The sequence below is a fragment of the Agromyces sp. H66 genome (genome assembly GCF_004959775.1).
Lineage (GTDB): Bacteria > Actinomycetota > Actinomycetes > Actinomycetales > Microbacteriaceae > Agromyces.
Genome location: NZ_SJZG01000006.1, coordinates 59,714 through 72,697, shown reverse-complemented (window position 1 = coordinate 72,697; position 12,984 = coordinate 59,714). Strand labels below are relative to the sequence as shown.

Here is a 12,984-nt window from a genome sequence, read left to right as displayed (position 1 = left end):
GTTGCCCCTCTCGTGTTCACGACGCGGTGGCCCGCGACGCGGTGATCTCGGATGCGGCGGCCTCGGCCGCCTGCTTGGCTTCGGCCGCTCCCTCAGCGGCCAGGGCTGCCCGGGCGAGCGCCTTCGCGTCATCCGGGCTGTACCGCGCGAGGGAGGCGCGGACATCTGCGAGTGCCGATGGCGACATCGACAGGCTCGTGGCGCCGAGGCCCACGAGCACGACGGCGAGCAGCGGGTCGGCGGCGGCCTCGCCGCAGATGCCGACGGGCTTGCCGAGTTCGGCTCCGGCGGCGCCGACCTCGCCGATGAGGCGGAGCACGGCCGGATGCCAGGGATCCTGCAGGATCGCGACGGTGCCGAGCAGTCGGTCGGCGGCCATCGTGTACTGGGTGAGGTCGTTCGTGCCGATCGACGCGAAGTCGCACGCGGCGAGCACGCGGTCGGCGATGAGCGCGGCCGACGGCGTCTCCACCATGACGCCCGCCACGCGCACGCCGAGTTCCTTGGCGAGTGCCGAGAAGTAGCGCGCCTCGTCGACGGTCGCGACCATCGGCGCCATGACCCATACCTCGGCGTCGGTCGCGGCGTCCGCTGCGGCGAGCGCGGTGAGCTGTTCGCGCAGGATGACCTCGGAGTGGCGCAGGGCCCGGATGCCTCGGAGCCCGAGTGCCGGGTTCTCCTCGTCTGCCGCGTTGAGGAAGGACAGCGGCTTGTCGGCGCCGGCGTCGAGCACCCGCACCACGACCTTCTTGCCGGCGAATGCCCGGAGCAGCCTCGTGTAGTGCTCCTGCTGGTCGCGCACGCTCGGTGCGGTGTCGTGGCCGAGGAAGAGGAACTCGGTGCGGAAGAGCCCGACGCCCTCGGCGCCCAGCTTCAGGGCCTCCGCGGCGCCGTCGGCGGAGCCGAGGTTCACGAGGAGCGGCACGGGCGTGCCGTCGGCGAGGGCGCCGGGCGTCACCGGTGCGGACTGCAGCGCCGCGCGTTCGGCGATCCGCGCGTTCGCGTCGGCGACCTGCTCGGGCGTCGGCGACGAGATGACGAGGCCGCCCGCGGCGTCGACGACGACCGTGTCGCCGTCGGCGAGCGCCGCGGCATCCGCTGCACCGACCACCGCGACGATCGACTTCTCGCGGGCGAGGATCGCGGTGTGCGAGGTGGGGCCGCCGTCGACCGTGACGAGTCCGAGGACCTGGTCGAGGTCGAGCATCGCGGTGTCGGCGGGCGCGAGGTCGCGGGCCACGAGCACGAAGGGGTGGCCGGGGTTCGGAACACCGGGCGCGGGCAGCTTCAGGAGATGCGCGATGACGCGCTGGGAGATGTCGTCGAGGTCTGCGGCGCGCTCCCCCATGTATCCGCCCATGCCGGCGAGCAGGTCGCGGTAGGCGGCGAACGCCTCGAACACGGCGCGCTCGGCGGTCTTTCCGGTGTCGAGGAGCTTCGTGACCTCGTCGATCAGGCTCGGGTCCTCGGCCATCATGGCCTGCGCCTCGAGCACGTCCTTGGCGGCACCGCCCGCCGTCGCACCGCGGTTCGCGAGCTCGGCGGCGACGACCGACAACGACGCCCTCGCCCGCTCGCCCTCCCGCTGGGGGTCGAGGTGGCTCGGCCGGTCGACCGGTTCGGGCAGGCGTTCCGCCATGCGCACGACCGGCCCGACGGCGACACCCTGGCCGATGCCCGTGCCCCTGATCTCCATCATTCGCCCTCCTGCTCCGGTTGCACGGGGGACGGATGCCCCGCGCTACTCGTCGTGGTCGGTGCCGAGGAGCTCCACGAGCTCGTCGAGCACCGTCTGCTCGTCGCCGCCGTCGACGACGATCGTGACCTCGTCGCCGTGATCGATCCCCTGCGCGATGACGGCGAGGATGCTGGCCGCGTTGACGGGCGACCCGCCGGTCTTCTGCACGGTGACCTGTGATCCCGATGCGGCCACGGCCTGGGTGAAGAGCTTCGCCGGCCGCGCGTGCAGGCCGTGCGTGGATCCGATTCGAACTGTGCGTTCCACCATGATTCCGGTCTCCGTCGCTGCCTTCCGTTCCCTCGCTCACCATAGCCCGCGGGCCGTTCGGTGACGGCCGCGGCGCGCGGCGCGCGCGGCGTCATGATCCGACCCCAGCGAACTCGAGGGCCAGGTCGAGGGCGTCCTCCCCGTCGGCCGCGGCGGCGGCGCCCTCGGGGAGGATCACGACGGGCACGGATGCCGCCGCCGCGCGTTCGCGCAGGAGGCCGACGCGGTCGCCGAGGTGCGCGCCGACGAGGAGCACGTCCGCGTCCGCGAGCGACTGCTCGAGGACGGACTCGCTCGTGGCGGTGGCACGCACGTCGATGCCACGGGCGGCGGCCGCCCGGCGGATCCGGTGTGCGACGAAGGTGCTCGAGGCGCCTGCGCCGCAGACCACGATGATGCGAACCACCATGCCTCCTCGCCCGGCCATCGCCCGGTCCTCGTCGATCGTTCGGCCGCGGCGTCGAACCGCGATCGATTCGATTGTGCCCGCGGCGCCCGCCGCCGCACCACCCGATTCGTTTCCGCACCCCCGGAAATCCGGCCGCGGAAAGTCCCACCGCCCGAGTCCGGATGGTTGACTGTCTGGAGCGCACGGCGTCGCGTGGCGCCGGCGGAACCCTGGAGCTGCAGTGGCCGAGAAGTGGGAGCGACTCGTCGATGCGCTCGCCCCTGCCGACACGTGGACGACGGCGACCGAGCTCGCCGAGCGGCTCGGGGTGACGACCCGCACCATCCGCAACTACGTCGCGCAGGCGAACGCCGGCGGCACGGTCGTCGAGTCCGGACCGGCGGGGTATCGACTCGATCGCGCGGCGTGGGCGGCCCGCCGCACGGAACCCCGCCGCGAGACGACGCCCGCGGTGCGGGCGGCCCGCGTCATCCGCTCGCTCATCGACGCGACCGACGGCCTCGACGTGCACGAGGCGGCCGCCGCGAACCATGTGAGCGACTCGACGTTCGAGGCCGACCTCGCCCGGGTGCGCGCCCGCCTCGAGGGCACCGGCCTCGCGCTCGTGCGCCATGGCCCCCGGATCACGCTGGAGGGCCCCGAGACCGCGCGACGGCGACTGCTCGGTGCCCTCTTCCGCGACGAGTCGGCACGGGGCATGCTCGAGCTTGACGAGCTCCGGGCGGCGTTCCCCGAGATCACGGACTTCCGCGCCGCGCTCGTCGCCGGACTCGCCGAGGCCGGGTACGCCCCGAACGAGTACGGGCTCAACGACGTGCTCCTGCACACGGCCATCGCCCTCGATCGGGTGGCGCACAACCATCCGCTCGAGGCCCCGGATGCCGCTGCGCCCGCCTCGACGGGCGAACCCGGCACGGCTCCGCGCTCGGTCGCCGGCGGCGGCGGACCATTGTCCGAACTCGTCGAGCGGCTCGTGACCGAGCACTTCGGAACAGCTGTCGGACCGGCAGACCTCGCCCACCTCACGCGTCTCCTCGAGACGCGGGCCGCGACGCGCACGACCGAGTCGGCGCACGCGGAGTCCCCCGACCGCCCCTTCTCACCGCGGGTGCCGCTCGTGCGCCGGGTGGTGGCGAGCGCATCGGCCGCGTACCTCATCGACCTCGACGACGACGACTTCATCGACCGACTGGCGCTGCACGTCGACAACCTCGTCGCACGGGCGAGCGAGTCGAGCTTCTCGCGAAACCCGCTGACGACGTCGATCAAGGCCGCCTACCCGCTCATCTACGAGCTCGCCGTGTACATCGCGAGCGAGCTCGCCCGTTCCGAGGGTATCGCCGTCATCGACGACGAGATCGCCTACATCGCGATGCACGTGGGCGCCTACCTCGACCGACGCCGTTCCGGCGGCGAGCCGGTCCGGGTGGCCGTGTCCGCTCCCGCCTACCACGACGTGCACACGGCCCTCGCCGAGCGCGTGCGGGCCGCGGTCGACCGTGACGTCGACGTGGTCGTCGCCGGCGATGACGCGGGGTCGGCCGACGTCGTGGTCGCGGTCCTGGCGCCGTCGGCGCCCGTCGAGCGTCTCGTCGTCGTCTCGCCGTTCCCGACGGACGCCGATCTCGAGCGCGTCCGGGCGGAGATCTCGCGCGTGCGCCGTGCCCGCCGTCGGATGCGGCTGGCGGCCTCCCTCTCCCGGTACATCGCACCCGAGCTGTTCGTGCGCGGAATGCGGGGCCTCGACCGCGAAGGCGTCATCCGACACCTCGGCGACCGCATGATCTCGTCGGGCGTGATCGACCACGCGTACGTCGAGGGAGCCCTCGAGCGCGAACGCCTGTCGTCGACGGCGTTCACCGAGCACCTCGCCGTGCCGCACGCGATGACCATGTCCGCGACGCGCACGGCCATCGCCATCGCCATCGACGACACGCCGCTCGACTGGGGCGGCGCCCACGTGCACGTGGTCGCCCTCATCGCATTCGCGGAGAGCGGGCGCGCCGAGTTCCAGGAGGTCTTCGACCAGTTCGTGGAGGCGTTCTCGGAGCGCGAGAACGTGCAGCGCCTCGTGCAGGGCGCTTCGGACTACCCCGGGCTGCTCGCCGAGCTCGCGCGGCTCATGGAACCGCACGGATCCTGAGCGGAGCCCCGGGGCCGGGATGCCCGCTACGGAATCGGCACCGGCTCCACGCCGAGCGGCGCGAGGCCGGCGGCGCCGCCGTCGGGGGCGGTGAGCACCCAGATGCCGTCGTCGTGCACGGCGACCGTGTGCTCCCAGTGCGCGGCATCCGCGCCGTCGGCGGTCGTCACCGTCCAGTCGTCGTCGCGCACGAAGGTATCGACCGAGCCGGCGACGACCATGGGCTCGATCGCGACCACGAGGCCGGGCCGCACGGCGGCACCGCGGCGGTCGACGCGGTAGTTGAAGACGGGCGGCTCCTCGTGCATCTCGCGGCCGATGCCGTGACCGACGTAGTCGGTGAGGATGCCGAACCGGTGCCCTGAGCCCGTCGAGGGGTCGCCCTCGCCGAGCACGTGGTCCTCGATGGCCGCGCCGACCTCATTGAGGTGGCGGGCGCTCGCGAGGGCGGCGATGCCGTGCCACAGCGCCTGCTCGGTGACCTCGGACAGCCGCTCCCTGGCCGCCACGACCTCGGGACGCGCGGCGTCGGGGATCACGACCGTGAAGGCCGCGTCGCCGTTCCAGCCGCCGACGTCGGCGCCGCCGTCGACCGAGACGATGTCTCCCGGCCGGAACGGGCGTTCACCCGGGATGCCGTGCACGACGTCGTCGTCGACGGAGACGCAGAGCGTGTGCCGGTAGCCGGGTACCAGCTGGAAGTTCGGACGTCCTCCGAGGCCCCGGATGACGCGTTCGGCGGCGGCATCGAGCTCGAGCGGGGTGGCGCCGGGCACGACCAGTCGCCGCGCCTCGGCGAGCGCCGCGGCGGTCGCCGAGCCCGCCGCGAGCATCGAGCGGAGCTCGGCCGGAGACTTGTAGAGCGATCTGCGGAACACGCGGGCGTCAGGCCGCCGCGCCGTTGCCGCCGTCGTGCGCGTCCGCGGTCAGGCCACGCTCCGCGAGGGCGGCGAAGATGCGGTCGGTGACCTCCTCGAGGGTGCCGACGCCGTCGACCTCGTCGACGATGCCCCGCGCTCGATAGACGTCGAGGATCGGCGCCGTCTCCCGCTCGTAGATCGCGAGGCGGTTCGCGATGACCTCTTCGGTGTCGTCGGTACGCCCCTGCTCCTCGGCCCGCTGGGTGATGCGCGCGATGCTCTCCTCGCGGGGCACCACGAGTTCGATCACCGCGTCGAGTGCTTCGCCGCGGGGCTCGAGGAAGGCGTCGAGGTCGTCGACCTGGCCGCGATTGCGGGGATACCCGTCGAGCAGGAAGCCGCGCGCGGCATCGGGCTGCTCCAGCCGATCACGGACGAGTTCGCTCGTGAGCTCGTCGGGCACCAGGTCGCCGGCCTCGATGATCGCCTGGACCTTCTTGCCGAGCTCGGTGCCGTTCGTCACGTTCTCGCGGAAGATGTCGCCCGTCGCCACCTGCGGCACGCCGAACGCCTTCGCGACGAGCACGCCCTGCGTTCCCTTGCCGGAACCCTGCGGGCCGACGATCAGGAGCCGAGCCGAGGCCGAGGCCGCGTCGCCGTGAGCCTGTCGGGCGGTCATCGGAGGAGCCCTTCGTAGTGCCGCTGCTGGAGCTGGGCGTCGATCTGCTTCACGGTCTCGAGGCCGACGCCGACGATGATGAGGATCGATGCGCCGCCGAACGGGAAGTTCGCGTTGGCGCCGACGAGCCCGAGGGCGATCAGCGGGATGAGTGCGACGAGGCCGAGGTAGAGCGAACCCGGCAGCGTCACGCGCGTCAGCACGTAATCGAGGTATTCGGCCGTCGGCCGGCCGGCCCGGATGCCCGGGATGAAACCGCCGTACTTCTTCATGTTCTCGGCCACCTCGTCGGGGTTGAACGTGATGGCGACGTAGAAGTACGTGAACCCGACGATCAGGAGGAAGTACAGGAGCATGTAGAGCGGGTGATCGCCCTGCGTGAGGTAGTTCGTGATCCAGACGACCCACGGCTGCGGCTCCTCGCCGGCGGCCGGCTGGTTGAACTGCGCGATGAGGGCCGGCAGGTACAGGAGCGAGGACGCGAAGATGACGGGCACGACGCCGGCCATGTTCACCTTGATCGGGATGTAGGTGTTGTTGCCGCCGTACGTGCGCCGACCGACCATGCGCTTGGCGTACTGCACGGGGATGCGCCGCTGCGACTGCTCGACGAAGACGACCGCCACCACGATGAGGAGGCCGACGACGAGCACGAGCGCGAAGATGTCCCAGCCGCGGGACACGCCGATCGCCCAGAGCGAGCCGGGGAAGGTCGCCGCGATCGAGGTGAAGATGAGCAGCGACATGCCGTTGCCGATGCCGCGCTCGGTGATGAGCTCGCCGAGCCACATGATGAGGCCGGTGCCGGCGGTCATGGTGATGACCATGAGCAGGATCGCGTACCAGGCGTCGTTCGTGATGAGCTGCGAGCACGACGGGTCGCCCGACGGGAACAGCGCGCCCGAGCGGGCCACCGTGACCAGGGTCGTCGACTGCAGCACGCCGAGCGCGATCGTCAGGTAGCGCGTGTACTGCGTGAGACGCGCCTGCCCGGCCTGGCCCTCCTTGTGGAGGGTCTCGAAGTGCGGGATCACCACGCGAAGCAGCTGCGTGATGATCGACGCGGTGATGTACGGCATGATGCCGAGCGCGAAGATCGAGAGCTGGAGGAGCGCACCGCCCGAGAACAGGTTGACGAGCTCGTAGAGGCCGGATGCTCCCTGGCTCGCCGCGAGACACGCCTGCACGTTCCCGAAGTCCACGAATGGCGCCGGGATGAAGGACCCGAGCCGGAACAGGGCCACGATGCCCAGCGTGAACCCGATCTTGCGGCGAAGATCCGGCGTGCGGAAGATCCGCCCGATGGCGTTGAACACTCGTCCTCCTGTCACTCCGTGTGGGAGCGTGTTGCGCTGTTGGCGAATGGGTCCGGATGCGGCTCGAGCCTGTCGGGACCCCCGTGAATCATACGCGAGGTCCCGACAGGCTCGGGCGATCCGGTGGGCTTCGGCCTACTTGACCGAGCCGCCCGCGGCGACGATCTTCTGCTCGGCGGAGCCGGAGACCTTGTCGACCGCGACATTGAGCTTCACCTGGATGTCGCCGTTGCCGAGCACCTTGACGCGCTCGTTCTTGCGGACGGCACCCTTCTCGACGAGGTCGGCGACCGTGACGTCGCCGCCCTTCGGGTAGAGCTCGGCGAGCTTCTCCAGGTTGACGACCTGGTACTCGACCCGGAACGGGTTCTTGAAGCCGCGCAGCTTCGGCGCACGCATGTGGTACGGAAGCTGGCCGCCCTCGAAGCCGGGCCGGATGTTGTTGCGCGCCTTCGAACCCTTGGTGCCTCGGCCCGCGGTCTTGCCCTTCGAACCCTCACCGCGTCCGACGCGGGTCTTGTCCTTCTTGGCACCGGGCGCGGGGCGCAGGTGGTGCACCTTCAGCACGGGCTCGCGCTTGGCCTCGACGGCGTCCTTGGCGGGCGCCTTCTTGGCCGCGGCCTTCTTCGCGGGGGCCTTCGCGTCGTCGGCCTTCGCGGCAGCGGCCTTGGCCGGCGCCTTCTTCGCGGGAGCCTTCGCGTCGTCGGCCTTCGCGGCAGCGGCCTTGGCCGGCGCCTTCTTCGCGGGAGCCTTCTCGGCGGCGGGCTTGGCGGCCGCCTTCTTCGCCGGAGCCTTCTTGGCCTCGGCGGCCTCGGCGGCCTTCTCGTTCTCTGCCATTAGTCGATCTCCTCAACCTTCACGAGGTGGGCGACGGTCTTGACGTACCCGCGGTTCTGCGGGGTGTCGTCGCGAACGACCGAGTCGCCGATGCGCTTCAGCCCGAGGCTGCGCAGCGTGTCGCGCTGGTTCTGCTTCTCGCTCACCTTGGACTTGATCTGGGTCACCTTGAGCTTCGCCATCAGGCACCTGCCTTCGCCGCTGCGGCGGCCTCGGCCGCCTGTGCTTCGGCACGCACCAGACGGGCCGGGGCGACCTCGTCGTAGTCGAGGCCACGACGCGCGGCGACCGCGCGAGGCTCCTCGAGCTCCTTGAGTGCCTGGACCGTGGCGTGCACGATGTTGATGGTGTTCGACGAGCCGAGCGACTTGCTCAGGACGTCGTGGATGCCGGCGCACTCGAGCACGGCACGCACCGGACCACCGGCGATGACGCCGGTACCGGCGGAAGCCGGCCGGAGCAGGACGACGCCTGCGGCCGCCTCGCCCTGGACGGGGTGCGGGATGGTCGCGCCGACGCGGGGAACGCGGAAGAAGTTCTTCTTCGCCTCCTCGACGCCCTTCGAGATCGCGGTCGGGACCTCGCGCGCCTTGCCGTAGCCGACACCGACGAGGCCGTTGCCGTCACCCACGACGACGAGCGCCGTGAAGCTGAAGCGACGGCCGCCCTTGACGACCTTGGACACGCGGTTGATGGTCACGACGCGCTCGAGGAACTGGCTCTTCTCGGCGTCACGGCCACCGCGGTCGCGGCTCGGGCCACGGTCGCGGCTGCCACGACGGGCCTCGCGCGGCTCGTTCTGGGGAGCCTCGCTCGCGGCGGCGGTCTCCACGGGTGCCTCTGCCACTGCAGCCACCTCGTTCTCCTTCTTGTTGTCGGTCACAGGCTCAGCCCCGCCTCTCGCGCGCCATCGGCGATGGCGGCGACGCGACCGGCGTACTTGTTGCCGCCGCGGTCGAAGACGACCGACTCGATGCCGGCCTGCTTCGCGCGCTCGGCCACGAGTTCGCCGACCTTCCGGGCCTTGGCGGTCTTGTCGCCCTCGAACGCGCGGAGGTCGGCCTCCATGGTGGAGGCGGACGCCAGGGTGCGGCCTGCGGCGTCGTCGACGACCTGCACGAAGACGTGGCGGGCCGAACGCGTCACGACGAGACGCGGGCGCTCGACGGTGCCGACGATCTTCTTGCGAAGGCGGGTGTGGCGGCGCGTGCGCGCAGCCGTCTTGGTCTTCACAGCCATGATTACTTACCTGACTTTCCGGCCTTGCGACGAACGACCTCGCCGGCGTAGCGGATGCCCTTGCCCTTGTACGGCTCGGGCTTCTTGATCTTGCGGATGTTGGCGGCGGCCTCGCCCACGGCCTGCTTGTCGATGCCCGTGACGGTGACCTTGTTGTTGCCCTCGACGGACAGCGTGATGCCGGCCGGCGGCTCGACGGTGACGGGGTGCGAGAACCCGAGCGCGAACTCGATCGAGGAGCCCTTCTGCGCGACGCGGTACCCGGTGCCGACGATCTCGAGGGCCTTGGAGTAGCCCTGCGTCACGCCGATGATCTGGTTCGCGATCAGCGAGCGGGTGAGTCCGTGCAGCGAGCGCGACTCGCGCTCGTCGTCGGGGCGGGTGACGAGGACCTGGTTGTCCTCGAGCTTCACCTCGATGGGCGACGCGACGGTGAGCGAGAGCTCCCCCTTCGGGCCCTTGACGGTGACGGCGGCGCCGTCGACCGTGACGTCGACACCGGCGGGGATGTCGATGGGAAGTCGTCCGATTCGTGACATGGAACTACCACACGTAGGCGAGGACTTCCCCACCCACACCCTTCTTCTCGGCCTGGCGGTCGGTCAGCAGACCGCTGGAGGTGGACAGGATCGCGACGCCGAGGCCGCCGAGCACCTTGGGAAGCTCGGTCGACTTCGCGTAGACGCGGAGGCCGGGCTTCGACACGCGCTTGATGCCCGCGATCGAGCGCTCGCGGTTGGGACCGAACTTCAGCTGCAGCGTGAGCGTCTTGCCCACGCGCGCGTCGGTCACCTCGAAGCCGGCGATGTAGCCCTCGTTCCTGAGGATCTCGGCGATGTGCGCCTTGAGCTTGGAGTGCGGCATCGACACGGTGTCGTGGTGCGCCGAGTTCGCGTTGCGCAGGCGGGTCAGCATGTCAGCGACCGGGTCGGTCATCGTCATGACGAATGGTTCCTTACGTTCACCAGGTTTCAGCACCCGTTACACGAGTGATGACCTGTGGTGGATGGGTCGGGCGGATGCCGGACCCGGGTCGGATGCCGCGCCCTTCGACAAGCTCAGGGACCGAATGCGGCATCCGGGGTTCAGTTGCCGGACGTGTTCGACCGGAACGGGAAGCCGAGCTGCTTGAGCAGCGCGCGGCCCTCGTCGTCGTTCTTGGCGGTGGTCACCACGGTGATGTCCATGCCGCGGACGCGGTCGATCTTGTCCTGGTCGATCTCGTGGAACACGGACTGCTCCACGAGGCCGAAGGTGTAGTTGCCGTTGCCGTCGAACTGCTGGTCCGAGAGGCCCCGGAAGTCGCGGATACGGGGCAGCGCGAGCGAGAGCAGGCGGTCGAGGAACTCCCACATGCGGTCGCCGCGCAGCGTGACGTGCGCGCCGATGGGCTGGCCCTCGCGCAGCTTGAACTGCGCGATGGACTTGCGGGCCTTGGTGACCTGCGGCTTCTGCCCGGTGATCCGGGTCAGGTCGGCGATCGCACCGTCGATGACCTTGCCATCGCGGGCCGCCTCGCCGACGCCCATGTTCACGACGATCTTCACGAGACCCGGAACCTGATGCACGTTGGTGTAGCCGTGCTCCTCGGCGAGGGCCTTCGAGATCTCGGTCCGGTACTTGGTCTTCAGTCGCGGCTGGATTTTGCCAGCCTGCGTTGCCGTATCGGTCATTACAGGTCCTTACCTGACTTCTTGGCGTAGCGGACGCGGACGGTCTTCTCGACGCCGTCCTTCGTCACGGTCTCGGTGCGGAAGCCGACGCGGGTCGGCTTCTTCGTCTCGGGGTCGACGAGCGCGACGTTCGACACGTGGATCGGCGCCTCGTGCGTCTCGATGCCGCCCGTCTTCGAGCCGCGCTGCGTCTGGCCGACGCGCACGTGCTTCGTGACGAAGTTCACGCCCTCGACCACGACGCGGTTCTCGGCGACGAGCACCTCGATGACCTTGCCCTGCTTGCCGCGGTCGCCGGGGGTGCCGTCCTTGTTCCTCTTCGGACCCGAGATGACCTGGACCAGGTCGCCCTTCTTGATGTTGGCCATGGTTACAGCACCTCCGGTGCCAGCGAGATGATCTTCATGAACTTGCGGTCGCGCAGCTCGCGGCCGACCGGCCCGAAGATGCGGGTGCCGCGGGGGTCGCCGTCGTTCTTGAGGATGACCGCCGCGTTCTCGTCGAACTTGATGTAGGAGCCGTCGGCGCGACGGGTCTCCTTGACGGTGCGGACGATGACCGCCTTGACGACATCGCCCTTCTTGACGTTGCCGCCCGGGATGGCGTCCTTGACGGTCGCGACGATCGTGTCGCCGAGGCCGGCGTAGCGACGCTTCGACCCTCCGAGGACGCGGATCGTGAGCAGCTCCTTGGCGCCGGTGTTGTCGGCGACCTTGACTCGTGATTCCTGCTGAAGCATTGTGAACTCCTTCTACCGAGCAAGCCGAGGCTTACTTGGCCTTCTCCGCGATCTCGACGAGCCGCCAGCGCTTGGTGGCGCTGAGGGGGCGGGTCTCGGCGATGACGACCAGGTCGCCGATGCCGGCGGTGTTCTGCTCGTCGTGCGCCTTGACCTTCGAGGTGCGGCGGATGACCTTCCCGTAGAGCGGGTGCTTCACGCGGTCCTCGACCTCGACGACGATGGTCTTCTGCATCTTGTCGCTCACGACGTAGCCGCGGCGCACCTTGCGGTACGGGCGGTGCGAGGCCGTCTCGGCGACCTCGGCCGTGGCCTTCTCGGTCTCAGCCATGTTCAGGCCTCCTTCGTCTCTGCCTCGGCAGCGGCATCAGCGGATGCCTCGGCCTTGGCCTTCTTGGTCTTCTTCGCGGGCGCGGCCTTCGCCTCGACCGGGGCGGGCGTGGCCCGGATGCCGAGCTCGCGCTCACGGATGACCGTGTAGATGCGCGCGATGTCGCGCTTGACGGCACGCAGTCGGCCGTGGCTCTCGAGCTGGCCGGTGGCGGCCTGGAAGCGCAGGTTGAACAGCTCCTCCTTGGCCTTCTTCAGCTCGTCGACGAGTCGCTCGTCTTCAAAGGTGTCGAGCTCGCTCGGCGCGAGCTCCTTCGTTCCGACGGCCATTACGCGTCGCCCTCCTCGCGCTTGATGATGCGTGCCTTGAGGGGCAGCTTGTGGATGGCACGGGTCATGGCCTCACGAGCGAGTTCCTCGGAGACACCCGAGACCTCGAAGAGGACGCGACCCGGCTTGACGTTGGCGACCCACCACTCGGGCGAGCCCTTACCGGAACCCATTCGGGTCTCGGCCGGCTTCTTCGTGAGCGGACGGTCGGGGTAGATGTTGATCCACACCTTGCCGCCACGCTTGATGTGACGGGTCATCGCGATACGAGCGGACTCGATCTGACGGTTCGTCACGTAGGCGGGAGTCAGGGCCTGGATGCCGAACTCGCCGAAGGTGACCTTCGTGCCGCCGGTGGCGTGGCCCGAACGGCCGGGGTGGTGCTGCTTGCGGTACTTGACTCGACGGGGAATCAACATGG

The 12,984-nt window shown here is 70.0% G+C and carries 19 protein-coding genes; 1 reads left to right on the top strand and 18 read right to left on the bottom strand.

Going from position 1 to position 12,984, the window contains the following annotated elements:
* Positions 1-16 precede the first annotated feature (16 nt).
* From ptsP to EZM51_RS11900, 3 genes are all read right to left on the bottom strand, one after another.
* On the bottom strand, positions 17-1,699 hold the full coding sequence (gene ptsP, locus EZM51_RS11910) for a phosphoenolpyruvate--protein phosphotransferase (protein ID WP_136708490.1): 1,683 nt from the start codon (positions 1,697-1,699) through the stop codon (positions 17-19).
* 42 nt (positions 1,700-1,741) lie between these two features.
* Complete coding sequence (locus EZM51_RS11905; RefSeq protein ID WP_136708489.1) at positions 1,742-2,008, bottom strand: HPr family phosphocarrier protein; 267 nt, start codon at positions 2,006-2,008, stop codon at positions 1,742-1,744.
* Between the two features lie 91 nt (positions 2,009-2,099).
* Positions 2,100-2,417, bottom strand: a complete 318-nt coding sequence (locus EZM51_RS11900) for a PTS IIB subunit (protein WP_136708617.1) — start codon at positions 2,415-2,417, stop codon at positions 2,100-2,102.
* 220 nt (positions 2,418-2,637) lie between these two features.
* Here EZM51_RS11900 and EZM51_RS11895 point away from each other — a divergent pair, with 220 nt between their 5' ends.
* Positions 2,638-4,560 carry a PTS sugar transporter subunit IIA gene (locus EZM51_RS11895; RefSeq protein ID WP_136708488.1) on the top strand — a complete coding sequence of 641 codons (1,923 nt, stop codon included), beginning with the start codon at positions 2,638-2,640 and terminating at the stop codon, positions 4,558-4,560.
* A gap of 26 nt (positions 4,561-4,586) precedes the next feature.
* On the opposite strand, the gene map is transcribed toward EZM51_RS11895, so the two are convergent.
* The 15 genes from map to rplP all read right to left on the bottom strand — a co-directional run bounded on the left by map (position 4,587) and on the right by rplP (position 12,982).
* A complete protein-coding gene (gene map / locus EZM51_RS11890) occupies positions 4,587-5,438 on the bottom strand; it encodes a type I methionyl aminopeptidase (protein WP_136708487.1) in 852 nt (283 codons plus the stop codon).
* A gap of 7 nt (positions 5,439-5,445) precedes the next feature.
* On the bottom strand, positions 5,446-6,099 hold the full coding sequence (locus EZM51_RS11885) for an adenylate kinase (protein WP_136708486.1): 654 nt from the start codon (positions 6,097-6,099) through the stop codon (positions 5,446-5,448).
* Entirely contained in the window at positions 6,096-7,415 is a 1,320-nt protein-coding gene (gene secY, locus EZM51_RS11880) for a preprotein translocase subunit SecY (protein ID WP_136708485.1), read from the bottom strand. The genes EZM51_RS11885 and secY overlap by 4 nt, the downstream gene beginning before the upstream one ends.
* A gap of 135 nt (positions 7,416-7,550) precedes the next feature.
* Positions 7,551-8,252, bottom strand: coding sequence for a 50S ribosomal protein L15 (gene rplO, locus EZM51_RS11875; protein WP_136708484.1), 702 nt, complete (start codon positions 8,250-8,252; stop codon positions 7,551-7,553).
* On the bottom strand, positions 8,252-8,434 hold the full coding sequence (rpmD, locus tag EZM51_RS11870; protein ID WP_174240768.1) for a 50S ribosomal protein L30: 183 nt from the start codon (positions 8,432-8,434) through the stop codon (positions 8,252-8,254). The genes rplO and rpmD overlap by 1 nt, the downstream gene beginning before the upstream one ends.
* Positions 8,434-9,135 carry a 30S ribosomal protein S5 gene (gene rpsE, locus EZM51_RS11865; RefSeq protein WP_136708483.1) on the bottom strand — a complete coding sequence of 234 codons (702 nt, stop codon included), beginning with the start codon at positions 9,133-9,135 and terminating at the stop codon, positions 8,434-8,436. The genes rpmD and rpsE overlap by 1 nt, the downstream gene beginning before the upstream one ends.
* Positions 9,132-9,491 carry a 50S ribosomal protein L18 gene (rplR, locus tag EZM51_RS11860; RefSeq protein WP_136708482.1) on the bottom strand — a complete coding sequence of 120 codons (360 nt, stop codon included), beginning with the start codon at positions 9,489-9,491 and terminating at the stop codon, positions 9,132-9,134. The genes rpsE and rplR overlap by 4 nt, the downstream gene beginning before the upstream one ends.
* A 2-nt stretch (positions 9,492-9,493) precedes the next feature.
* Positions 9,494-10,030, bottom strand: coding sequence for a 50S ribosomal protein L6 (gene rplF, locus EZM51_RS11855; RefSeq protein WP_136708481.1), 537 nt, complete (start codon positions 10,028-10,030; stop codon positions 9,494-9,496).
* A gap of 4 nt (positions 10,031-10,034) precedes the next feature.
* Positions 10,035-10,433: a 30S ribosomal protein S8 gene (gene rpsH, locus EZM51_RS11850; RefSeq protein ID WP_136708480.1), complete on the bottom strand. Its 399-nt coding sequence runs from the start codon at positions 10,431-10,433 to the stop codon at positions 10,035-10,037.
* Between the two features lie 143 nt (positions 10,434-10,576).
* Positions 10,577-11,164, bottom strand: a complete 588-nt coding sequence (rplE, locus tag EZM51_RS11845) for a 50S ribosomal protein L5 (protein ID WP_136708479.1) — start codon at positions 11,162-11,164, stop codon at positions 10,577-10,579.
* The gene (gene rplX / locus EZM51_RS11840) at positions 11,164-11,532 is read right to left on the bottom strand and encodes a 50S ribosomal protein L24 (RefSeq protein ID WP_136708478.1); all 369 of its coding nucleotides are present in this window, start codon (positions 11,530-11,532) and stop codon (positions 11,164-11,166) included. The genes rplE and rplX overlap by 1 nt, the downstream gene beginning before the upstream one ends.
* A gap of 2 nt (positions 11,533-11,534) precedes the next feature.
* Positions 11,535-11,903: a 50S ribosomal protein L14 gene (gene rplN, locus EZM51_RS11835; RefSeq protein WP_136708477.1), complete on the bottom strand. Its 369-nt coding sequence runs from the start codon at positions 11,901-11,903 to the stop codon at positions 11,535-11,537.
* 31 nt (positions 11,904-11,934) lie between these two features.
* On the bottom strand, positions 11,935-12,234 hold the full coding sequence (gene rpsQ / locus EZM51_RS11830) for a 30S ribosomal protein S17 (RefSeq protein WP_136708476.1): 300 nt from the start codon (positions 12,232-12,234) through the stop codon (positions 11,935-11,937).
* Positions 12,235-12,236: 2 nt separating this feature from the next.
* A complete protein-coding gene (gene rpmC / locus EZM51_RS11825; protein ID WP_136708475.1) occupies positions 12,237-12,563 on the bottom strand; it encodes a 50S ribosomal protein L29 in 327 nt (108 codons plus the stop codon).
* Entirely contained in the window at positions 12,563-12,982 is a 420-nt protein-coding gene (gene rplP / locus EZM51_RS11820; RefSeq protein WP_056010870.1) for a 50S ribosomal protein L16, read from the bottom strand. Before rplP ends, rpmC begins: the two co-directional genes overlap by 1 nt.
* Between the last annotated feature and the right edge of the window lie 2 nt (positions 12,983-12,984).